Raw genomic sequence first — 24,506 nt, 5'->3', positions numbered from 1 at the left:
TAACGTAATTGTCATACACTGCATGAGCCAACCGATCGGAATTGATAAACTTTGCGCACAGCTTGGGCTGACGAGCCGGACACTGCGCCACTGGGAGTCCAGGGATTGTTCTCCAGCATGCGGGATCCCGGCTCCGGCTGGCGGGTGTATGATGAGGCTGCTGTGCTGGCAGTAGAGGTCACAGCTTATCTGCGAAGCTTTGATATCAGTATTAAAGAAGTCCGCGCAGTGCTTGAGGATATGTCTCTGGAGACCATGAATCAGGTCATTGTCAGGCACATCCAGCTGATCTCCGGTTATAAACAGGAATGGGCCTCCCGGGAGCTTGCGGTGACCCGCCTGTTGCAGCACACATCCGTCCTGTCAGAGAAAGCACTAACTACAGAACTTCTGTACCAGCTCAAAAATACGGTCGTCCCCCAAAGCAGGGGGCAAAAAAAGGAGAAAAACAACGTGGAAGCCATTGCACCTGTCCATGTAAGATTTATAACTCTTCCCCCGATGCGTCTCGCCTATCATATTGCGGTAAGCGCATCACCGGAGGAAGAAGCCATCGCGCCTGTCACGGCTTGGTTAACCCATGCGGGGCTGCTTGGCACCGCCCGCCTGCTCGGCGGTAATATGCCACCTTTTCCCGGCAAGGATACTAAAGTCTATGGCTACGGCATGTGTGCCTCAGTACCGGAGAACGCTGAAATTCCGGCACCTTTTAAGGAAATGCGGTTCGCGGGCGGCTTGTACGCAATGATGGAGAGCAGCGAGGACATCTACGGCTCCTGGCAAAAGCTGATGAAGCATCTGAAGAAGCACCCCGAATACGTGTCAGATCATAAATCCCGACTCTGCTTCGAGGAGCACATCCGCAGTGATCATGCAGAAGGAAGCGGCAACCCTTATGTTCTGAACTTACTGGAGCCTGTGCGCACCCGGGGGTAGCGGGATCGTTCTTTAATATTTACTTTTAATATAATCGGCGACGTCATCAATTTCAGGAAACAACGAGGCTTTGTTAATCGAGAACGCCTTCAGCTGCTCAAGGATTTCTTTCTTGTTCCGCACGATATAGATCTGGGTTTTACCTGAACCGCTTGTAAATCTGAGCTTGTTGATCGCAGTGGAAGGTTCATCGGATAACCCGCATAATACAAACGCCCCGTCCTGCTTAATAATCCGGTTATTGTTTTTGGTCGGTAAAACGACGTAACAGTTCAGCAAATGCTGCTTCTCGATTTCATCTCGGAATGCCGGTTTCTCCAGTTTAACCTCATGGAGCAGCCGGTCTATTTTTTTATTAAAATCTTGCTTATTTAATGCAGGATCCTTAGCATACTGGAGAAATGCCTGTTGATCTTCGTTGCTGAAGAGTGGCAGACTGGCCAATATTGACACGGTATCACTTTGCGGATATTTGATGCTGTTTGTGTCCACTTCAATGACGATGATCTCTCCAAAGGTGTTATAATCCTGCTCGCATGCGAAATAAAGAGCAACTAAAGAATTATGAGTGATATCGAGCAGTCGTGTCGGCAGGCCATAATGCTGCATCTGCACAAGACAATCGAGGTGAGACTTTACTTTCTCGAAATTCTGGGGACACTGGATCAGCAAGTGATTATACATGTCGCGTTCATGTTCTCTCCATTGCTTCCTTCTCAAGATGGATGGAACAAGTACATGATTAACTTGGGTATGTCCGCGAAAGAACAAATCCTTCCCGGCAGATCTGAGCTCGCTTACAGCCCGGTAAAAACGGTCAAACGATGAAATAAAATGCAGATCAATCTCTGAGCTGATGTAGATGATCCCCTGTGAAAAGCTCAGACTGCCCTGAATTTCATCATAGGCTTTCTCTAATTTCTCCGTGAGTTCCTCCGCTGCTTTCATCCGCTCACCGGCACTCCCAAACGAACGAAAGATCCAGTTCATAACCGCCTGGGCTTCGATAGTCTGCATTTCATCCGGAGTCATTCTGCTGAGATAATCCAAGTCGAATTTGGACCAGTCGCTTAATATGGTATCCCGGGTAGGATACGACTTCATATATAAATCAGTAAAAGATGAATCTATCGCTTTCAAGCCTGCAAGGATATCTTCCTTCTTCATTCGGGCATTGATATATTCGCCAATATCGCAATATCCATCCGACAGAAGCTTGTTGCCGCAGACGGTACGGAACGCTTTTTGAATAAACGGGTTCTTGTATAAATCGTCGAAGAAAAAGAAAAAGAAGGCCATCATCCCCTTAGAATCGTCTCTTCCATATCTATTCTAATATATCATAGTGCTGGATAGTATTGGTATGAAGCGAATACGTTCTCCGCCTCCTTGATAAAGGCATGAACAGCAGGTGTAACCGGATTCTCTGCCAGAACTGCCAATCCCACCTCACGGCTAAGGGGAGGATGAAGCCGTCTGATCTCCACCTTGGGGGGTGAAGAGGGAAGGATCATAGCAGGTACAATGGACACTCCCATTCCCGCTTCAACCATGGAGATGACTGTAGAATTCTCCGCTGCTTCAAACTGCGTATGCAGATGAAGTGCTTTTTCCTTAAAAGCATTCACAACCATACGCTCACAACCGGACTTCAGCAAGATCAAAGGTTCATTCTCGATCTGTTCAATAGAAATGACCTCATGGTTGGTGAGCGGATGATTAGCCGGCAGAACCACGACCAGAGGGTCCAGAATTCGCAGCTTCATCTCGATCCCGTCTTCCGCTTCAGACAGAAAACCTAGATCCACCGCGCCAGCCCTGATCCACGCCTCCACCTCAGCATAACTTCCTTCGAACAGAAGGATCTCTATATTGGGATAATGGTTCCGAAACGACTGTATCATTTGGGGAATTACATTTGCCGTGAAGCTTGGAAAAGAAGCAATTCGGAGTATTCCGTTCTGTACACCGTTCTCCTCTGCGGCAATTTCCCGAATTCGTTCCATCTGCCTCATAATCTCGCGGGCGTGTGCGACAATATGCTCCCCAGCCTTAGTCACCTTCACCCCGCTGCGGCTGCGGCTGAACAGCGTCACCCCGAGCTCTTGCTCCAAATCGGATATAATGTGGCTGACCCCGGACTGGCTGGCATGCAATTCCTCTCCGGCTTTGGTGAAGCTCCCGTTTCTCACGACGACAAGAAAGACTTCAATTTGATACAGTGTCACTGAAGATCCCCCGTTTCATGATTTTTTTCTCATGCTTACTATGACAAAGCTTTGTTTTACGCCAGAAACGGCGCCGTATATGATGGAACAAACGACAATAAGGAGTGGAACACAAGATGAAAGAGATTAAGGTCTATCATGTGGATGCATTTACGAGCCAGCCTTTTCAAGGCAATCCCGCAGGAATCGTGCCGGACGCAAGCAGCTTAAATGTAACGCAAATGCAACAGATTGCCAATGAGCTGCGGTTGCCGGAATCTGCATTTTTATTGCCGTCTACCGATCCCCGGGCAGACTTCCGTATCCGTTATTTCACACCTCAGGAAGAGATTAATTTCTGCGGACATGCCACTGTGGGTTCCGCCTGGTTGCTTGCCTCCGAATACGGATGGACGGACAGAAGCCATCAGGTTGTTTTTGAAACCAATGTCGGGCTGGTACCGGTGACTTGGGAGTTGAATGGCGATAAGATTTCAAAAGTAACCATGACACAGATCTCCCCGAGCGTCATCGACATTGAACTGGATCGGCTCGAGATCGCCAAGGCAGCGGGTATTGATCCGGAGCAGCTCGATGACCGGTTCCCGATCAAACTCGCAAGTACAGGTAACCGTCATCTGATTCTTCCCGTCAAAACCCATGCCGCGATCGACGCAGCCGAGCCTTTATGGGAGGAGCTGTCCGGAATAAATCGGAAACATAACATCAGTACCACACATCTCTTCACCTTTGACGCCAAGCCGGGGTTTGATCTGTATACGCGGGACTTCGCACCGGCCATCGGCATACCTGAAGATCCGGTTACCGGAGCGGCTAACGGCGCACTCGCCGGGTATCTGGTACTCGAAGGGATTTTGAAGCCGGATGCAAGCCATTCTCTGACCATCGGTCAAGGAGATGCCATTGGCAGACCGGGAGTTCTGGATGTCACTATTACACCGGCTGATGCCGGCTACGAGATCCGAGTAGGCGGCTCGGCCCATATTACGCTGGAAGGCAGGCTGCGTACGGCAGAGTAATGTGATACTTTTCCAATAAAAATATTAAAAGACCCCCAAGAAGAATACTTCGGCTGTTCACGAAGCGTTCACCTGGCGGGTCTTTATCCGTTACATAGATGTCTAGCTAAAAATCGCAATGATCCGGTCAGCCAGCGGTTTCCACAGGTTAGGGTATTCCTGACTGATCAGCGCTCTGACCTGCTCGGCAGATACAGAACCGAAATGATTGTCCTGAAGCAGCAAGGTGTACGCCCCCTTTGCGGTATCGCCAATCGCGATATGCCCGCTTGCATATCCTCCGATCGCAATCCGGGAAGCTATGGCACAGCCGCCAAGTGAGAATATGCCCACGGATAAGCCGCCAACCGCGATAATCCCGAAGGCTGCGCCTCCAGCAGCAAACGCTCCCGCAGCAACACCGCCGGCTGCAAGCAGCAGACCAACCGCCAGCGCTGCCAGACCGATAATCCCCAGAGAAACGGCACCCAAGCACAATCCGCCAAGCGCCAGGATTCCGATGGACAGGACGCCAACCGACACATTACCGATCGCGACGATCCCTTTGGCAACGTACATTCCCCGTCCGAGATTGATATGCACTAGTGGTACCCCGAACAACGTTCTTTCGCTCTTGTACTCATAATGAAGCAATGACCGCGAATCGAGTGAAGTTATTCTTGTTGCAGGTTCCACTTCTTTGTCCGTGAGGGGGATATTCTTGACCAGATGATCCAGGCTAACGGCGAACAGTTCGCTGAGCGCGATCATTTTATCCATCTCCGGATACGATTGCCCCGATTCCCACTTCGAAACCGCCTGGCGGGATACACCAATGACATCCGCCAAATTCTCCTGAGACATTCCCTTTTGCTTTCTGTAGGTTTGCAGCTTATCCGCAAAATCCATTCTTATCACCTCAAGCTCCATCATATATACGGGAGGCATTTCTGACTACCAAGCGAAGCTGACAATGTGTCAACCACAGGTTGCATCCTCTATATTAAAGGGATTTCCGCTGCCTGACTACTCTGAAGTGCAACATTTGCCCGAATGGAAATCAGCACGATATAATAAATCCATAGTAAAGTAATCATGAATTTATTGGAAAAAGGTGACTTAGGGTGAAGTCGTATGTATACCGCAGCATATGTGTCCGGACATGCTTAATCATCATCTGCGCACTCTTACTCTCATCGTGCGCGCAGGGAAATGCCCATTTAACGATTCACCGGAACGGAACCGCCGATTTGAACATGGATCTGGGAATTTCCGATAAGTCACTGTCCCTGATTGGCAAGCCTGACCTGATGAGTGATATGGCTGCTTCTCTTCGAAACAGCGGCATGGACGTCACCCCTTATTCAAAGGATGGAATATCCGGTTTCTCAGCTTCCCGTTCGATGAACATGCGCAACATGGATGAGAACATGGAGGTACCTAAAGGCGTAGTTGTGAAACGCACATCTACCTCAACTTGGTTCTTTACCAAACAGAAGCTTGCCGTAACCATTGATTTCAAGCAGCTAATGCCCGAAAACAGTGGTGATTGGACTGAGAAGCTCTCCGGCATGTCCTCTCTTGTGAAGGGTCTTATCGGCAGTCAGCTGGACTTTAAATTTCTGCTCACCCTGCCGATCAAGCCGGGAGAGAACAATGCGGATGAATTACTGGATAGCGGTCGAACCTTGGTATGGAATCTGGAACTCTTTGAACCTAATATTTTCGAGGCGGAAATCAACGTTCCCAACGTACGGAACATCGCAATTACTGCTGGAGGTGCCTTGGTAGTATTGATTCTGTGCGGGTTAGGGTATCGAGTACAACGAAATTCCAGGAAATTATAAGGCAACTGTAATCTGAATGATCTGCTGAATTGCAGTAAATCCATATCTCTACCACCCGATCCTTCGACCAGCTTGATCCCACTGTCACCGATTTGTTCTGCCGACTTAAAAAAGACGCCTTCAGTAAAGGCGTCTTCCGTTATGGAGGGTTAATCGAAGTATACCGCTTTACCTGTGCGTGCCGATTCATATAGTGCTTCCAGAATTAACGAGACCACATAAGCTTGTTCTGGGAGCACCACCGGATCCTTATCCTGTTCAATGGCTTCCAGCCATTTTCTCATCTCCAGATCGGGTGCACTTTCCTCATTGCCATCATAGAATGCTACTCCGCCAGCGCTCAATTCTATCTCCTTCGTATATAAACGGCCCAGTTGTTCTCCGTTAATCCGCAGGCCGTTCTTCATATCTGCCCCTGCTTCCGTTCCGCTCAAACTGCACTTGGCTTCATCCACCTCCAGGGAGTTCAGTGCCCAGCTGGATTCGAGCATAATGGTTGCCCCATTCTCCATCACAATCATGCCAAAGGCCGAATCCTCCACCTTGAATTTCGCCGGATCCCAGGGTCCCCAGGCATTGGCGGCATTCTCCCTCTGTGATAATTCATGATACTTGGTTCCGAGGACGACTTTAGGTTTATAATTGTCCATCATCCATAAGGTCAGATCCAGCGCGTGAGTCCCGATATCGATAAGCGGCCCGCCTCCTTGCTTCTCTTCATCAAGGAACACGCCCCAGGTCGGCACGGCTCTGCGCCGGATGGCATGGGCTTTGGCATAATAGATATGGCCCAATTCTCCGGTCTCGCATAGCTTTTTGAGGAATAGGCTATCTTCCCGGAAACGGTTGTTGTAACCTATCGTAAGCTTCTTGCCTGTCCGTTTGGCGGCCTCCACCATTCTCTGCGCATCTGCCGCTGTTTTGGCCATCGGCTTCTCACACATCACATGCTTGCCTGATTCCAGTGAAGCAATAGAGATTTCCGCGTGGGATTCGTTCGGTGTCAGCACATGAATAATGTCAAGCGTGCTGTCTTCAAGCAGCTCTTTATAGTCCGTGTATACTTTAGCGCTTTCAATTCCATATTGCTGCGCCGCTTCTTCAGCCCGTTCCGGGATGATATCACAAAAGGCAGCGATTTCAACATTCTTCAGTTTGCTTAAGCTTGGAAGATGTTTCCCGTTAGCGATTCCTCCACATCCGATAATCCCAAGCCGATACGTTTTACCCATCTCTATCATCCTCACTTTATCTGATGTCTCCCGTTACGAAAGGTAGCAGGAGTAATTCCAAAACGTTTACGGAACACATTGTGCAGATAGTTCGCATTGGCAAAACCCTCAGACTGTGCAATCTGTTCAATCGGCTGTGTACTCTCCGCCAGCTTGCGGCATACCCCTTCCAGACGGACATCCTCTAGTATCTGGCTAAAGGATTTGCCGGGCTGCATCTTGTTAAATATCCGCTGCAGCTGCCTGGAACTGATATTCAGCTTCTCCGCAATATGATCCAGCGTGATCGTACCGGAGTAATTAGCTCTGATATATTGCAGCGCGTAATGATACCTGTAAGTTGGCATATCCCTTACTGGGGCCTCCGCAGCCATCCCCCCGGGATCATACGCGCGCACTGTCCTTAACAGGATACTAATGACCAGCTGTTTAATAGTGGTGTAATATCCCGTGAACTTTACATTGCCTGCTTCGTACGCTTCAAGAAAGCAGTTCATGGCATGATGACGGTCATGAATCGGAAATAGCGGCAGCTGCCCGAGTTTCTCTATGCATTCCTCGGCTTCAGCCGCTTCCCAAGGGTCCACATCTGCCTTATCCCTCTTCCGAATATCCACATGGAGGCATAATTCATCCATAGCTTCCCCGGGACCAGCTTCCTGATAGTGCATCACGCCCGGACCGGTCAGGTACAACATACCTTCCGTCAAAGCATATTCCTGATCAACAAGAATTACAGTTCCTTTGCCTTTCGGTATGAAATGAAACTCATATTCGGCGTGGTTGTGAAATTCAATCATTTTCCCCGCGGGAAAAGAAATGAAATGGAACCGAAGTACCCTAATCTCATAGTTCCCCCACTGGACGGTAATATCGAGCCTCTCGAGCATATCGGGTTTCTGAGTAATGAAGGGTTCAATCATGAATTTGCATTCGCTACTGTCACAGTGCGTCCTTCTCTCGCCGAGAGGTTCGCAGCTTCCATTAGCCGGGTCAGCTCTATGGCTGTCTGAATGTTCTGATCGGCATTCGTGTTCTTTTGTATGTGACCGACCCACTGATGAAAAGCACCCTCCCGGTTAGCCGAAAGTTCCATCTCTGTCCAGCCGTTTGAAGTTGACGCTACTTTGTTCGACTTCAGCAGCAGCTTCTCATCTGGAGTACCATACAACAACGTGCCTTCGGTTCCGTGAACCTCGATGGTAAACGGTGAATGACTATTTACAAAACCGGCCTCGACTACTCCAATTGCCCCTGAATTCGTGAATAGGGTGGCAACGGCATTGTCCTCCACTTCCTTGCCGGTGATATAACCGAAGTTGGCGTTCACTCCTGTGATCTCCTGTCCAAGAAACAGCCGGGTTAGATACATCGGGTGACAACCCAGGTCAATTAATGCTCCCCCGGAGCACTCGGACAGATTATAGAAATGATCAGGCAGCCAGCCGGCAATCGCCCCATTATGGGATAGGCGGACTCTAACATAAGTAATTTCACCAAGCACTTCCTGGCGAAGCAGCTCCTCAATGCTGAGCGTGTATCCGTCATTCAGCCGGGGCAGAGATACCGTCAACTTCAGCGGCGTGCGGTTAACCTCGGTCATAATTTCATCCACTTCACTCATTGTGGGGGCAATTACTTTTTCGGTGAAAATATGTTTACCGGCTAGCGCCGCAGCTACCATTACCTCTTTATGGAGAGTTGTAGGCGCAACTACAATAACCGCTTCAACGTCGTCCTTGGCCAGCATTTCATCCAGTGAAGAGAAGTAGGGTACCTTCAAGGAATCAGCCGCTTCCTGTCCCCTCACAGGATCTTCATCCCAAACCGCCGCAATGTACGTATCCTCATGCGCCTGCGCCTCTTTGACATAGTCCCAGGCATGCACATGCCAAAAGCTGATTACACCAATACCAATGCTCATTAGCTCTAACCTCCGACCTATAGTATTCTGACATCCACCTATAAAGTAACATATATGATTCGTATTTTTTAATAGGAAAACACGACATGATAGGTATAATATTACGACATTTAGATTACTCTTCTATTTCAATTGCTGTAAAGTCAGGTTAAAAAAGAAAAACCACTAAAACCTAAGTTTTAGTGGTCGCCTTGTTCTCCTACAATCATTTACAACTATGAAGCTTTAATTACATTACCTTGGCTATCCTTGAAACTGCCTACAACAATTATTATGAAATCGATAAGGACCCAAACTCCAAAACCGCCTGCTGTAAGCAGCTGCAGTATTCCTGTACCAACTTTACCTACATAAAATCTATGTACGCCCAACGCTCCAAAAAAGAAACACAACAGGATTGATGCAACGTATGATTTATCGCTTTTTGCCATGAATTCCAGCCCCCAAGTTCGTATTCATCCCAACTTGGAGTATTTTACCACATTAACCTAAAGACAAGAAGTGACATTTTTCTTTATAAACTACCATAATTGTAGAAATCTAATCATGTAGTTAACTTAGCATATAGACCAAAAAATAACGCCAGACCCCCCATAAGGGCGTAACCTGGAACAACCATTAATAAGCTGAGCACATATAACCCGCCCAGTGTCCCCATCAGAAGAGCCAAATGGTAAATCCCCAGCCTTTCATCATGGGGTCTATATTTATGGAATACTAAAGTTGTAGATAGAAAGTACAGAAACACCGAGCCGAACATAAAGTTGATGATGAACGAATAGTCAGGCTGTTCCAGGAATAACAAACGGATGGAAGCCGCGATCATACTCAGCGACATGAAGATAATTAAGTGGCCGTAAATAATAAGCTGCCCCCGAGTCTGCAGGCTCTTGTTGACCTTCTTCTCGACATTATCAAAATACTGCCACCATATCCCGATCGCCAGCAGAAAAGTAAATACCGCGAATATAAGAGCTTCCCATGTCCAAGGCCCGGATTGCAGCACGCCGAGTATACTAATGATAATCTCACCAAGCAGAATCAGCGTGAACAACGCAAACCGTTCGATTAAATGATACGTATTGATTGAGGTTCTGCCTAAATGACGTCTGCCAAGCAAGGGAAATGCAATATCAACAACGATACCGGCAAATAACACTGCATAACGTATCCAGGAATCGAAAAAAAGCGAGAATGATGATATTCCAAGTCCGATCCAAATACGGCTGCCGAGGTAAAAGGCTGTGATCTTGCGGTCATTGTGCTCCCTGCGGCTTATGGACAGATACTGAATAGCGGTCATGGCCCTTAAACCTACGTATCCTATGAAGAAGGATAAATAGTACGCATCGAAATCTACGGACAGGCTGGAGGTCATAATTAGCGAGAAGAATAATTGGAGAATTAAAAATATTCTGTGGGAGAAGCTGTCCTGACCATAACGGTTCACAAAAAGCGATTGCCCTACCCAAGCCCACCAGACCGGAACCATGATCAGAATGAATTTGAACAGATAAACAGCGGGAATGGTACCGTGCTCGACATGCAGCAGAACATGGCTTACCTTGGATACGGCGGCAACGAACAGCAGGTCATAAAACAGCTCCAGCCAGGTTACTTTTTTCCCTACATGCGCAATATTCACAGTCACACTCCTCTGTTAGATGGTGCCTTGCTAAATCATCTGAAACCTTGTACTTATAATATCCAAATGCCCTAGGATGGGCAAACTCTTTCTTCTATCATCTGCTCCAGCAGCTCCTCCAGAAACAAGGCTTCCTTGTTCTTCAGCTCACGCAACCTCTCTTTGATCCCGCCCAGGCTTTTCAGGTCGACCGTGCCCATTTTGTAATTCAGCGTGGCTTTTATCATCAGATTCCTCATCGTCAGCGCATTTTTCTCTAATTCTGTTGCCTTCTCTATGAGAAAAGAACCTTCCGTTAAGATACGCTGATGCTGAAGATACTTGATATGATCCTTCAGGCATCTTTTGTGCTCCCACAGCAAATGCAGGGGCCGGAGATCATAATAAACCTCTTGATCCTCTAATATCGAAATGTACCTGACCAGACAATCATATACCGCTAAACCATAAGCATCCTTTCGAATACCGGCACCCTTAAGTCTATATTGATCGTATTGGTGATCGCAGGTCTTTCGGGACAGCAAATAATCCTCAAAAGCCTGGATGTTCATCTTCAGATCATAATGATAGTCAAAGGGTGGACGCGGTTTCAGCAGAAAATTACTGTTCATAAAGCTCTGCGTAACTTCCATCTCGTCAAAAGCCTGGATGAAATCTTCAAAGCTGATTGTGCTGAAAGCAAAATTACGGTGCTCATTATATAGCGCGATATCCAGAGTAGACTCTACTTTATTGTAGCCGTATATCAGAAACGCATGAGGGAACCGGATATTATGATACGCGTAGGTCCCCGGTACATAATATTCATCCAGATACGTAAATACATAATACCCGTCATCAATCATATCCATCACGAATTGCAGACGGTCAGGCACATGCTTCTTCAAGAAATCGCGGAGGAGGGACTGCGACTGCAGCCAGGGATTATCATCCAGCATCAGAAAATACGAATCGAAATCAAACCAGTCGGACACGAAATTCTTCTGTTCAAAAACTTCGGTTCTGCAGCGAAGCTGAATATGGTTGGAGTACATCCATGGCAGGAACCCATCACGCCTGTTCAGGATACTTAAGCAAAAGCCATGTCTGGGAAACGTATGAATCAGTGGATAGCTTACCTCTAAGCGCTTTATCATTCTTTTAACTTCTCCTCTCACCTAAGAAGAATCAAACAGGTCTGTTGTGCCCGAAGTCCCCCGTTCGCCTATACGACGGTCTCAAAGCTGGAAATATACTCTATGATATTGTTGATCGTGGAAAAATTGGCGTAATCCAGTTCCTCATCATCCCACGAAAGGCCGAATTCCAGCTCTGCTGCCAGCACTAGACGGATAAACGTAATCGAATTGACACCCAGCTCCGCCAGATTATCGTCCGGTCCGATTTGATCGAGTCCACCGCTCTCTTCCCCTAAATTGTCCCGCAGCATTGCCATGACTCTTTCTTTCACATCATTGACCATCGTTCACCCTCCTGGATATTAATGAACAGATTTATAATCTGCAAGTTCAGCCCGCAACGTCTCGTAAAAGCGGATTTCATCCTCTGATATTTCAGTGAGTCTCGCGGCAGAAGCCGCAAACACCTCGTGATGATAAACCGGTTGATACATGAACCTGACTACCCCTTTGCGGACGGTTTCCCAATTCCGTATAATCCTGGCCAGCAGGGAGCCTGCCGCCCATTCTTCACCTAACAGCCGGGTAAGCCGGTACTTCTCGACATATTTTGCATTGATTACATCGTTCAGGAAACGAATCAGCTCATTAAGCTGCTCTTTCAAGGCCGCTTCGGATGCTGTCCACACTGTATAATCATCTATAAATTGACGTAGCACCTTGCCGCTCTCCTGTATGCATTCCTCGCCCGCCGCTATACTATCCGCAAAATGACTCCGGTATTGATCCTCGTTCCCGGCAGCCACAGCAGTCCCGGCAGGTAGAAAGATATAATGTGATGGGGTACCTTCTGCCGCGAATTGTTCCATATATCCGCTAAATCCGCTGCGGATATCAGAGAACGGCATCGTACGGGGTTTGTACGACAGATTCTCCCTGCGGTCATGCTCTATTACATGGAACACTTCCTGCTGCCGGTCATAGCCGTATATCAGCAGCGTATGATCGAAATGCTCTTTCAAATAAGCATCCTTGCGAATCGAGAGATAATAGCAGTCCACCCATAAGACAACCGGCTGCTGCCGGTCGATGCACTGCATTAATTCCAGAGTGATATCGCTGCTGCCACGTCTCGTGTCCACACCAAATCCGGCTCTCTCAAATACTTGTTCCAGCGGATCGACAGATAAGTAGCGGACTTCATAACCCGCAGCACCTCTTGCTGACGCAATCTCCCCGGCCTCATAGAGGATCAGGTCATTCAGGAGGAACGGCATGATGCTTCCTTTAAAATACGCAGCCACAGGGAACATAGAGTTATAGAAGCAATTTCTATAAAACACTTCGTTAAATGGCTCTATATCTGGCAAAATGCTGCTATCCACTCGTTCCGTTGTCTCATATATTGCCGCTGCCGTTTCTTTCACCGATTCATGGACGGTACACGAATCGTTGACGTCCTCCAATTCGTTGATCCCCCTCGAATCCCCCAACTCGCGGGTTAGATATTCTGCCGCCTGATTGATGCTTCTGTATTGATAAAGCTCGGTCGTGGACAGATGAATCTGCAGACGCTCCAGTTCGACCTCCGCCTTAATGGCAAGAATCGAATTTCCGCCGAGCTCGAAGAAATCATCGTAAATATCGATTTCCGAAAGCCCCAGAACCTGTCCCCACACCTCGCCAATCTTCTGTTCAAGCACAGAGTACTGCTGCTGCGCGCGTCCCTTTAATGCTACACCAGCCGAAGAATTACTTTCTTGCGTCGCCGGGTCCAACCAGCATCGCACCCGCTGGTAAGGATATACAGGCGCTGCAACCTTATTCCTTGGTTCGCCTTGGTAAAGGTCCTTCCAGCCAATGGTTGCGCCTTCGGTATACAACCGGCACAAGTCAGTGATAAGTTCTTTGCCGCCGGTTTCTTGCCGAATGGCCTCTACCATATCAGCGGCCATATGGCTTAACCTCCGCATTTCGGTTACGGTCAATTGTCCCGGCTTCGCGGTTTCCCGCTGCATGGTAACGATCTGATGCCTGCCGAAGAAAATCTCATGGTCCGGATACGATCCGAGGCCGTTGGCAGTGAGTACTCCCAACTTGGCGCAGACCTCTTCCTTGCCAGCCGCCGCAAAGGCCAGCCGGTATGGATAATGGCCTCTTCCCGTATTCAATGTATAGCAAATATCGGGCAGGCTGCTTTCGGCGGTAAGCATATACCGGAAATACGTTGTCAGAAGTTCCTCCAGCGCCGGAAGGCTTTTTGCGGATAATGCTATGATTTGATACGGCTGTGACTTCACTCCGCCGACTTTCTCAGGTTCAGGAGCTTCTTCCAGAAGCACATGGCAGTTCGTGCCGCTGAAGCCGAAGGAGCTTACCCCGCATCTGCGCGGTGAGCCCTCCGATTCCCACGGGGTTGTCCGGTCATTCACATAGACGGGGGAGCTTTCGAACGGAATTTGACGGTTAGGCCTTGCAAAATTGATCGTCGGCGGAAGCTCCTTGTACCGCAGGGCGGCAATCGCCTTCACGAGTCCCGCGATGCCCGCGGCGCTGTCCAAATGGCCTATATTCGTCTTAACGGAACCGATGGCGCAGAACTGGTTCCGGTCTGTATAATTTCTGAACGCCCGGCGTATGCCGTCCACTTCAATCGGATCTCCCAATCTGGTCCCTGTGCCGTGTGCCTCAATATAGCGGATCGTTTCCGGATCAATTCCTGCCTTCTCCCAAGCCTTTACGAGGACCTTCTCCTGGGCTGCGGCATTGGGAGCGGTAATACCAACGGAAGCTCCGTCCTGATTGATTGCACTTCCTTTGATGACCGCATATATGCGGTCACGGTCACGCTGAGCATCGGCCAGCGGTTTTAATAAGAGGGCCACCGTTCCTTCACCCCAGACGGTGCCGTCTGAATTGTCGTCGAAGGCCCGTGTACTGCGATCGGATGACTCGATCCCCATATCGAATACTCCGTCAACCGGCATGAGACACACTTTGACCCCTCCGGCAATCGCCATCTCACATTCCTTGTCTGCAAGGGCCTGGCATGCCAGATGAACCGCCACTAGCGAAGAAGAGCAAGCGGTGTCTACCAGAAAAGCCGGGCCTTTCAGATCGAGCAGATAAGAGATACGGCTGGCGATTAGGGACGGTGTATTCCCGGCACTGGCGGCCATGATATCCTTGGCTTGTGTCTTGGAGATATACTGGCCATAGACTGGCCAGTCAGCATAACCCAAATATACGCCTGTCGCACTCCCGGCTAGCCTGCTTCCACCGTACCCGGCGTCTTCGATCGCCGCCCATGCCGTTTCAAGAAACAAACGCTGGTTCGGGTCCATTAGCGCAGCCTCTTTAGGCGAAAGGTTGAAGAAATCGTAATCAAACTTGTCGACTTCATCCAGAAATCCGCCAGGACTGAAACGGATTTGTTCCTCTTCCAGACTGGTGAAATGCTTAATGAATTCTGCGGAATCCTTCCTCCGCCCACCGGGATACGAATGGATCAATTCCCTTCCGCTACGGATGTGATCCCAGAACTGTTCCAGATCGTTGGACTGTGGCAGCTTAAAGGAAAGGCCGATGACCGCAATATCGCTGCGCCTAGTCTGAGGACTGCCGTGCTGTTTCAAGAGCTCCAGCATCCGGGTCGCAGCATCCTGTTCCATTGTTCCGGCAAGTACCTGTTCGAATATCAGACGCACCATATCATTCATTAAGATACCTCCATTGCGGCATAGAGAGCCAGCGCCTCATCGATAGTCAACTCACCTTGCCTCATTTGGCCGAATAGGCTAAGCAGTTCTGCCCTAAACTGCCTTCCTTGACTGAACGGCTGAATTGTACTTTTTGCTGCTGCTCCCACTGTACTGATGAAACTGACGGATTCTGCATTTCTTTCGGAATCATTAATGAATCCGGCAATTTTGCTAATGCTTGAATACGAGAATAGATCGGCAACGGTTAATTTCCCCGGATAATGCGCTTCAATCATGCTGTGTACCTTAGTTATGGATATGGAATCGCCACCGATTTCGAAAAAATTGTCATTCACATCCAGTTCCTCATAACCAAGCACCTGCACCCAGGCCGAAGCTATCGTTTGTTCGATTTCGCTATAATGGCTGCCTGTTTTACCTTTGAGTTTAACGGGAGACGTCAGCTTTAAAGCAGCTACAGCTGCGCCCGCTGACGGTTTATTCACACCGGGTGCGAGCTTAGGCCGAAGGGAATCGGCCAGCACAAACGGCAGAAGATTACCCAGCTGTAATAAGGAGCTCCGTTCGTTCAACTGCCCTACATAAGCTTCTCCGACCTCATTGCTCAGCAGATAATGAAAAATTTCAACACCTTCTTTGGCAGTCAACACTTTGAACAATTCTTTATCTACATCAACGCCTCCCGTCTCGCCGGGGTCACCACTCTGCCATGTCGGCCAATTGATCGCCAGTGTAGCATGGCCCATCCGTGAGCGGTAAGCGGAGAATGAATTCAGATAAGCATTGCCCGCGGTGTAGGGCCCTGATCCGACTCCCCCCACCAGAGTGATTGCAGAGGAGAAGAGCACAAAAAAGTCCAGCGGGTCATTCTTCAATACATGGTGCAACAGCCAGGTTCCCTGTATTTTGGAAGCCACAATCTCTTTAAAATGGCCTTCGTCCAGTTCACCAAGCAGATCGCCTTCCATAACTCCCGCTGCATGGATCACCCCGGCAATAGGGCCAAACTTATTTTTAATGTTCTGTATAACCTCTTTAAGTCCGGCTTGATCGGATACATCCGCATTACAGCACACTACACGTGAACCGGACTGCTCGATTTCCCTGATCGCTTCAATTGTGGCTATAATCTTCCTGTCCTGGCCTTCCCGTTGAAATCCATCCCATTGTTCCCTACCCGGAAACGGCGAGCGCTGCAGCATAGCTAGAGTTAGATTGGCTCTTTGGGCCAAAGACCTCGCGATCTGGAGTCCCAGTTCTCCCAGCCCACCTGTAATCAGATAGACGCCTCCCTCTTTCAGCAGTACCGCTGGACTCATAGCGGAATTCGGTATCTTGGTCAGACGTTGTACATACCTTACACCCGCGCGGTAAGCAGTCATGTACTCTCCGGTACGTGATCTTAATTCACGCATAATCGTTCCGGCATCGGCTGACTGATCGATATCGATACACCGGACTTTGAGTGATTTGTATTCCCAGCCAATGACTTTACCGAGACCGAACAAAGCGCCGTTCTCTGGATAAACCTCATACTGGACATCGCTCACATCACCCGCGAAGGCTGAAACAATGACGATCTCCGCCTGATCCTCAGGTCTGCTGCGAACCATCTGCTGTACCCATCGGAACAGATGATACATGCCTTTGTGCAGCCGTTCTTCTAGTTCCTCCGCCGTTTGGACGTTCCCGGCAAAAGTCATGGAGGCCAGATGAACCATCCGGCTGATGCGTCGTCCGGAAAGGTTCCTCCAGAACTCCCCGATATCTTCAGGCGCATCCGTCACGGTAAATGTGGATTCATTTATCCTTTGATAATGTTCTCCCGGCAGCACATCAATCACCGTGCAGCCTACAGCTCTCAGCGACTTTGAAATCCCTTCCCCGATGCCTTGATTATCATGCAGAATGAGGCAGGCTCCTTCCGGGTCAGTGTCAGCACAATCCCTAAGCTCATCTTGTTCCCAGACGTTCTGGTAATACAATCGAATGCTATCCGGTTCAGCCGGATAGCTTGCAGCTTCAGGAAGATTAAGCCAGCAGCGTTTCTCTTCAAAGATGTAGGCCGGTAGGGATACTCTCCTTCTAGGCCGCCGTTTGTACAGTTGCTCCCACTCCAGTTCCACGCCATTCACATACAGCCGGCACAGTTCTTCGAGCAGACCCTCATCGTTATGCTGCCAGCCAGCAGCCTTCTGGAGCTTTTCATGTGCGGAAACAGCCGTAAATCCGTCTTCGTTATACTCGTTGGCAGAATAATAAGCCTTTGCCGAAAGCTTACGCGCCAGTTCCCCACAATCCCTCGCGACAAGTGCGATCCGGTGGTTATAGTGACCCCTGCCGGTACAGGCAGTAAAGCATATGTCTCCAAGTTCCAATTCAGGATGCCGGGTTACATGTGAAATATATTGCTCTAGGAGCTTGTCTAGGCCCTGCCGTGTTTTAGAGGACAGCATGAACAATTCCGGTTGTCCCGAAGCTGATTCACCGGCAGGCCCGTGTTCAGGAGCCTCTTCCAGCACCATATGGCAGTTCGTCCCGCTAATTCCGAAGGCGCTCACCCCACAGCGCCTGGGTCCAACCTCATTCTCCCATTCCGTCAAGCGGTCATTAACATATACCGGCGAATCCTCAAAGCTGATTTTACGGTTTGGCCTTTCGAAATGCAGAGAGGGATACAGCTCTTTATATTTCAGTGAAAGCACCGCTTTGAGCAGCCCGGTGATTCCTGCCGCATTGTCCAGATGACCCAGATTACTTTTGACGGATCCCACGGCACAAAACTGCTTTTTGTCCGTGAATCTGCGGAATGCCCTCTGAATTCCTTCCACTTCAATCGGATCACCCAGCTTCGTCCCAGTCCCATGGGCTTCTATATACGTAATGGTCTCCGGATCAATGCCTGCTTTCTTCCATGCTTCCACAATGACGTCTTCCTGCGCTTCGGCATTCGGTGCGGTAATACCTACGGAGCTGCCATCCTGTCCTAGGGCACTCGCCTTAATGACAGCATAGATGGAATCCCGGTCTGCTCTGGCTTTAACCAGCGGCTTCAGCAGAATCGCTACTGCTCCTTCGCCGCTGCCTGTCCCGTCGCTGGCGTCGTCAAAGGTTCTCGCCCGGGAAGTGGAGGATTCAATACCGACCTCCACTTCCCGCACGGGAATAAGGTGCAGCTGGATACCTCCGGCAACAGCCAGCTCACACTCTCCGTCCCGGATCGCCTGGCAGGCCAGATGAACGGCCACCAGTGAGGAGGAACAGGTCGTGTCGACAATCATGCTCGGCCCCTTAAGGTCAAGAATATAGGATAGGCGGCTGGCGATAATCGGGCGCACATTCCCGGGAACGGCCAGTGAAGCTGATTCCGGCTCAATCTCCGCAATCATTCTTCTGTAATCCGATTCGGAACTGTAGCCGAGGTAGACACCGGTTCTGCTGCCCCCCAAGGCATGTGCGCCGTAACCGGAATCCTCCAACGCTCTCCATGCGGTCTGCAGAAATATCCGCTGGTTCGGATCAAGCAGGCTGGCTTCTTTCGGGGACAGCTTAAAGAATGAATAATCAAATGTATCGATATCCTCGATAAAAGCCGCTTCCCCGTATTGAATATGCGCGGGGTCCAGCCCCTTGAACTTGAAATAAGCGTCAGTATCTTTTTTCCGGGAAGCCGGAAGCTCCCGTACACCATCCGTGCCCTTTTGCAATTGTTCCCGGAACTCCCCGGCATTCTCCGATAATGGTAGCTTCAAGCCTATCCCGATAATGGCGATATCATAACCTAAGTCCTCTTCAAAGGTGACCTCTGAGCTGGTTCCCGGCGAGAAGCCGTCCAGCTTAATGGAATTGAAGTCCAATGACACCACCTCCGGCTTTCATCGGCTCCATAATTTCCTGCAGCCGGATCTTTTGCTCCTCGGGTGGCACCTGCTTCGTCTCAAAAATCAGCTTCAGAAGTTCAATCGCTTCACCGATCTGCGCAGAGGAAGGAGCCGTACCCTCCTTATCCAACTGCTCCTGAATTTCCTGCAACCGTTGGTAGGGCTGAATGACACCCGTGCGGTACGCTTCTTGATCCCAGTTACGGTTTCGCGTGCAGACCGCAGCAGCGAGGCATTGGATAATAGCCTTATGGCGCGGATGCTGCTGCTGCAAATGTCCGCCTAAAGCGGCGGCCTGTTCTGTGTCATCAAACGGGAAGCACTGGATTCTTCCGGCATTGCTCTTCATTAAATTAGCCAATACCTTCCCTGGTCCCATTTCAACCGCGGTATTTACACCCTGTCTCTCCAGATACTTCATGGAGGCTTCCCACTGAACGGGTGCGGTCATCTGCGAAGTCAGGTTATGGACAACCATATCCGTCTCCGAATAGGGCAGGCCAGTCACATTGGAGATAACAGGCCACTTGAACGGGGAATAGGGAATACATCTTAATTGCTGTTCCAGCTTTCTCGCCGCTGGCTCCATCATGATACTGTGAAAGGGGGCGCTGACTTGCAAATAAGTCACTCTCGCCTGCATTTCCTTCAGCTTCTCCCCGGCCTCAACCACCGCCGCTTTGTGCCCGGAAATCACAGTTTGCTGCGGCGAATTATAGTTTGATATCGCGGCATGACGGCTTGGTGATGTCGATACAGTCCTGCATACCTCTTCGATCGCTTGACGATTGATGCCAATTACTGCACACATGGCACCCATACCTTCGGCCGCCGCTTCCTGCATAAATTGCCCACGCTGCCTTACGAGGTTCAGCGCATCGGAGAAAGATATCACTCCCGCTGTGGTCAATGCAGAGAATTCTCCCAAACTGTGGCCGGCAGCATAAGCTGGCCGGATGCCGATCTCTTCCATGTACACTTCAAACGCCGCAACACTTGCCGTTAATATCGCAGGCTGTGTAAATTCCGTGCGGGTTAGTTCCTCCATGCTGCCTCCGAAGCATAACTTCATCACATCATATCCGAGCACGTCGCCCGCTTCCTCAAATACACGCCTTGCGGCTGCATAATGAGAGGCCATCTTCTGTCCCATACCCACATATTGCGAACCTTGTCCAGGGAAAACAAAAGCCAATCCCTTCATGCCCACCCCTCCTTAAGAGACTGAGAAACGCTGAGTCAATTGTTCTAGTACTTGCGCATACCCGTTCATCAATTGGCTGACCTTATCCTTCTTCATCCGCCGGTCATTATAGCTACAGGTAAAGGTAATGCGCTGCTCATAGCTGTCATATTCCATGCCAAGTGTGATATCGTAGATCTCCAGCAATTTGGCATCAACCGATAACGAGGAGCCGCAGTACACCAGCGGGAGAATGCCCCCGTCCGGTTTGTTTAGGTCAACCTTTTCCGCCATATTGAGCGTATAATCATCAGCTGCCGTGATTCGTTTGACATGAACGTCTGCGTACAATTCCCCGAAGTCTTTCATCCGGTCGAGCTCGATACACAAAGGTACTGCCGTTTTGCAATCATCCATCAAATATTGAATCGTTGCCAGCTGTGCTCCCGTTACCTGTGTGAACAGAAAAACATACATGGATATCAACACATCGTTCCATTCTGCTGTGTGCTCTGCGGCGATATGCCTGATGCTCTGGACCATACGGCCCTGCAAGTGAAAACGGATCAAGCCCGCACCGTGCGCTTCCCTGTTCCTTCCGAAGAAATCCTGCGGCAGCGACTGATACTGGTAAAAGATGCTGTCATCCACAGCTTTTTGCCTGCTGTCCACTAGTACCGCCAATTTGTAAACAGTTGATGCGGCAAACAAATCGACGATTTGAATGCCCCAGTAATACTCTTTTTCCAATTTCGCCTGCAGCTGCATCAGCAGAATCGAATTTCCCCCGATATCAAAGAAAGGATCATGCAAGCCCACATATTCAAGCTTTAATACTTCCCGCCATACGGCAGCGATTTTGCTTTCCGTCCCAGAGAATGCTCCCCGCGGTTCAACCGACTGAAGAAGCAGCTGTCCGCATTCCGCAAGCGCCTTCTTGTCCAGCTTGCCGTTCACCGTCACGGGCACCTCACCGATGCGGTAAAAACGGGATGGAATCATATAATGAGGCAGCCATTCCTGCAAATGCACTTTGATATGCCGGACAGAAAGATCTTCCGTACATTTCATGTACGCGGCCAATCCCTTAATGCCGCTCGCGTCATCATAAGGCAGCACGATGGCCTCTTGGATTCCGGCATTCTCCAGCAGGCGGTGTTCAATCTCGGCAGGCTCCACGCGGAAGCCCCTGATCTTCACCTGATCGTCATTCCTGCCGAGGAACGAGATTGTACCCTCTGGCAGCCATTTGCCCACGTCCCCGGTGCGGTACATCCGGAGCTGCGAATCGAAAGGATCGCTCACGAACTGCTGCTCATTCAGCCGAGTCTCGTTCAGATAACCTCTTGCAACACCAACGCCGGAAATACAAATCTCACCAGAGACACCTATCGGCTGCAAATGGTCCGCTTCATCCAGAATGTACACCTTATAATTAAGAACTGGACGTCCGATCGGAATGGTTCCGTGATGATGCGATTCGCACCTGAAATATGTCGCGCATACCGTCCCTTCCGTCGGGCCATACGAATTATAGACTTTGGCGGCTCCGATTAAGCTCGTAATATACTCCGGTTTCAGCACATCACCACCGCTGATATACGTATGAACCCCGGGAAAGCCCTCCCGCTTGTTGATTTCATGCAGCAGCAGCGGGGAACAGCTAATCACCGTAATTCCATGTTCGCGGACCCTCGTGGAGAGATTCTCCAGATTCAGTACATCACTCTTCTGAACCACGACGGTTGCCGCCCCATGCAGCAGTGCGGGGCACACTTCCTCGGCGAACGTATCGAAAGAACAGGAGGACTGCTGCAATACCGCATCTTGCGGGGTCAAGGCGAACTCATTCTGGAATGCCTGTACATAACCCGACAGATTCCGGTGTTCGACCAGCACGCCTTTAGGATTCCCCGTTGTACCTGATGTATAGAGGATATAAGCCAGATGCTCCGTTCTACAGAGGTCAGGTAAATTGCCTTCATTCTCAAATGACGGATTCTCTTCAAGCAGGTTAACATCATCAAGATTTATAACTGTTCCGGCAAAAGAAATCTGATCTCCCGCATTCCCTTCAGTAATTAGCACTTCTGCGGCACTGTCCTGCAAAATATAAGTGACCCGCTCGACCGCATATTCCTTGTCGATCGGAATATAGCAGCCCCCCGCTTTCCATACGGCCAGCATCGCCGTAATTAACCGTACGGAGCGCTCCATATGCAGCGCCACCGGCTGATCCGGCCGGGTTCCGTATCGTACCAGCAGCCTTGCCAGCCGGTTGGCCCCTTCATTCAATTTCCGGTAAGACACACACTGCCCGTCATCCGTAGCGGCGATTTGCTCCGGTGTCCGTTCCACCTGATGCTCAAACTGCCGGTGCAGCGGAATATGATCAGGCACAGGTACGGCCAGACGGTTAAAGCCGGTTAAGATTTGCTGCTGTTCTCCGGCAGTAAGGAGGTTCACCTGCTGAAGCCTTTGCTGGGGAGACTCTACCATCTGCCTCAAGACTTGCATATAATGTCCCGCGATGCGTTCAACAGTAGCCCGGGTGAAGCTTCCCTCGTCATAAGAGAATTCAAGCTCCAGTTCCTCACCGGTGATAATACCGAGCGTCAAGGCATAGGGATTCGATTCCTCCATTGAATAATTGTCGACACGCAGCAGGCTTCCGTCCCGGACCTGATGACCCGGAGGATAATTTTCCAGCACGACAATGGTGTTGAACAACGGAGCGTTGCTCTTGAGGCCGCTATAGGTCCCAATATCAATTAGCGGCGTACACTCGGCCTCTTTTCTTGACCTCAGTGAAGCATCCACCCCCTTGACGAAATCAAGCAGGGTTTCGCTAGGCGCAGAGCGGATTCTCAGCGGGAGAGTATTGATAAACAAACCTACCATGTCCTCCATGCCCCCGATCTCCGGTACCCTCCCTGAGACCGTTGTCCCGAACAGCACATCACGACTGCAGCTGTAGCGCTGCAGTATCAATCCCCAGGCGCTATAGAAGAGCGAGGCGGGAGTTACCCCGTTCCTTCTGGCGAAGTCGAGAACAGCCTTTGTCTTCCCTGAGGACAAGCTGGTTCTGACATTCTGGATTCCTCCTTTCCTGCCGGAAGTATCCTCATCCTGCGGCAGCTGCGCACAAGCTTCACATTGGCTCAGGTACTCTTCCCAGTACTGCTGCTGCTTCTCCTTATCTTGCTGCCGCTGCCACTTGATAAACTCTTTATATTTCGTCTTCCGCCGCACCGTAGGGACATGCCCGGAAGCATAAAGTGTATACGCCTCAAAGAACTCGCCAAGAACAATGCCGTTGCTCCAGCCGTCATATAGAATATGATGCCAGCTGAGGAGCATTTCGCATGTTTCTTCTCCGAGCCTGCATACAGTAATCCGAAAAGGATGCTCCTGAATATTTATTCCCAACTGCTTGTCCTGCAGAATGACTTCGTCCACACGGACAGTCTGCTCCTTGGCAGAAAGAGTAGTGAACTCATGGAGAATCCAGGGAATGTCCAGCTTTTTCAGCACGATTTGGACAGGACTGTTCAGCCTTTCCCACCGGTATATGGTGCGAAGCATTTCGTTGGTCTCGGCAACAAACTGCCAGGCTCGTCTCATCGCTTCCATGTCGAGCTTCCCAGTAAGCCTCAGGCGCAGCTGCTGAAAATAATGCTCACCGTCTCTACCGCTAGCAGAGTGATACAGCATTCCTTCCTGTACCGGTGTTAGCGGCAGCATGTCCTCCACGTTGTCCTTATCGATTTTTCTTGAAGGTACTGTGCTCAT

General features: G+C 49.8%; 17 protein-coding genes. 3 read left to right on the top strand and 14 right to left on the bottom strand.

The features are described from left to right. The first annotated feature begins 51 nt into the window (after positions 1-51). Positions 52-936: a hypothetical protein gene (locus ACAN55_RS14260; RefSeq protein WP_379133832.1), complete on the top strand. Its 885-nt coding sequence runs from the start codon at positions 52-54 to the stop codon at positions 934-936. A 12-nt stretch (positions 937-948) separates the two neighbouring features. Here the strand turns inward: ACAN55_RS14260 and ACAN55_RS14255 are convergent, their stop codons facing one another. Both ACAN55_RS14255 and ACAN55_RS14250 read right to left on the bottom strand, forming a co-directional pair. Then, a complete protein-coding gene (locus ACAN55_RS14255; protein ID WP_379133829.1) occupies positions 949-2,238 on the bottom strand; it encodes an FRG domain-containing protein in 1,290 nt (429 codons plus the stop codon). Between the two features lie 38 nt (positions 2,239-2,276). Then, complete coding sequence (locus ACAN55_RS14250) at positions 2,277-3,164, bottom strand: LysR family transcriptional regulator (protein ID WP_379133827.1); 888 nt, start codon at positions 3,162-3,164, stop codon at positions 2,277-2,279. Between the two features lie 116 nt (positions 3,165-3,280). Between ACAN55_RS14250 and ACAN55_RS14245 the strand changes: the two genes are divergently transcribed. Beyond that, positions 3,281-4,183, top strand: coding sequence for a PhzF family phenazine biosynthesis protein (locus ACAN55_RS14245; protein WP_379133824.1), 903 nt, complete (start codon positions 3,281-3,283; stop codon positions 4,181-4,183). Between the two features lie 102 nt (positions 4,184-4,285). On the opposite strand, the gene ACAN55_RS14240 is transcribed toward ACAN55_RS14245, so the two are convergent. After that, the gene (locus ACAN55_RS14240; protein WP_379133821.1) at positions 4,286-5,071 is read right to left on the bottom strand and encodes a helix-turn-helix transcriptional regulator; all 786 of its coding nucleotides are present in this window, start codon (positions 5,069-5,071) and stop codon (positions 4,286-4,288) included. Between the two features lie 215 nt (positions 5,072-5,286). Here ACAN55_RS14240 and ACAN55_RS14235 point away from each other — a divergent pair, with 215 nt between their 5' ends. Continuing rightward, entirely contained in the window at positions 5,287-6,009 is a 723-nt protein-coding gene (locus tag ACAN55_RS14235; protein WP_379133818.1) for a hypothetical protein, read from the top strand. Between the two features lie 149 nt (positions 6,010-6,158). Here ACAN55_RS14235 and ACAN55_RS14230 read toward each other — a convergent pair whose 3' ends face one another. From ACAN55_RS14230 to ACAN55_RS14180, 11 genes are all read right to left on the bottom strand, one after another. Then, entirely contained in the window at positions 6,159-7,241 is a 1,083-nt protein-coding gene (locus ACAN55_RS14230; protein WP_379133815.1) for a Gfo/Idh/MocA family protein, read from the bottom strand. 11 nt (positions 7,242-7,252) lie between these two features. Next, entirely contained in the window at positions 7,253-8,164 is a 912-nt protein-coding gene (locus ACAN55_RS14225) for an AraC family transcriptional regulator (protein ID WP_379133813.1), read from the bottom strand. After that, positions 8,161-9,165: a Gfo/Idh/MocA family protein gene (locus ACAN55_RS14220; RefSeq protein WP_379133810.1), complete on the bottom strand. Its 1,005-nt coding sequence runs from the start codon at positions 9,163-9,165 to the stop codon at positions 8,161-8,163. The genes ACAN55_RS14225 and ACAN55_RS14220 overlap by 4 nt, the downstream gene beginning before the upstream one ends. 215 nt (positions 9,166-9,380) lie before the next feature. Beyond that, positions 9,381-9,596 carry a TM2 domain-containing protein gene (locus ACAN55_RS14215; protein WP_379133807.1) on the bottom strand — a complete coding sequence of 72 codons (216 nt, stop codon included), beginning with the start codon at positions 9,594-9,596 and terminating at the stop codon, positions 9,381-9,383. Between the two features lie 113 nt (positions 9,597-9,709). Then, complete coding sequence (locus ACAN55_RS14210) at positions 9,710-10,810, bottom strand: low temperature requirement protein A (protein ID WP_379133804.1); 1,101 nt, start codon at positions 10,808-10,810, stop codon at positions 9,710-9,712. A 71-nt stretch (positions 10,811-10,881) separates the two neighbouring features. Next, positions 10,882-11,946, bottom strand: a complete 1,065-nt coding sequence (locus ACAN55_RS14205) for a hypothetical protein (protein WP_379133801.1) — start codon at positions 11,944-11,946, stop codon at positions 10,882-10,884. Between the two features lie 68 nt (positions 11,947-12,014). Beyond that, complete coding sequence (locus ACAN55_RS14200; protein ID WP_379133798.1) at positions 12,015-12,272, bottom strand: acyl carrier protein; 258 nt, start codon at positions 12,270-12,272, stop codon at positions 12,015-12,017. Between the two features lie 18 nt (positions 12,273-12,290). Further along, complete coding sequence (locus ACAN55_RS14195; RefSeq protein WP_379133795.1) at positions 12,291-15,647, bottom strand: beta-ketoacyl synthase N-terminal-like domain-containing protein; 3,357 nt, start codon at positions 15,645-15,647, stop codon at positions 12,291-12,293. Beyond that, positions 15,647-19,507 (bottom strand): type I polyketide synthase, encoded by a 3,861-nt coding sequence (locus ACAN55_RS14190; RefSeq protein ID WP_379133793.1) that lies wholly within the window; start codon positions 19,505-19,507, stop codon positions 15,647-15,649. The genes ACAN55_RS14195 and ACAN55_RS14190 overlap by 1 nt, the downstream gene beginning before the upstream one ends. Further along, positions 19,488-20,735, bottom strand: coding sequence for an ACP S-malonyltransferase (fabD, locus tag ACAN55_RS14185; protein ID WP_379133790.1), 1,248 nt, complete (start codon positions 20,733-20,735; stop codon positions 19,488-19,490). The genes ACAN55_RS14190 and fabD overlap by 20 nt, the downstream gene beginning before the upstream one ends. A 12-nt stretch (positions 20,736-20,747) precedes the next feature. After that, entirely contained in the window at positions 20,748-24,506 is a 3,759-nt protein-coding gene (locus tag ACAN55_RS14180; protein WP_379133787.1) for a non-ribosomal peptide synthetase, read from the bottom strand.

Origin of the sequence: Paenibacillus oryziterrae, assembly GCF_042610485.1 — a bacterium.
Taxonomy (GTDB): Bacteria; Bacillota; Bacilli; order Paenibacillales; family Paenibacillaceae; genus Paenibacillus_AQ.
The sequence above is the reverse complement of the archived record's forward strand: the minus strand, read 5'-3'. Positions and strand labels throughout refer to the sequence as shown.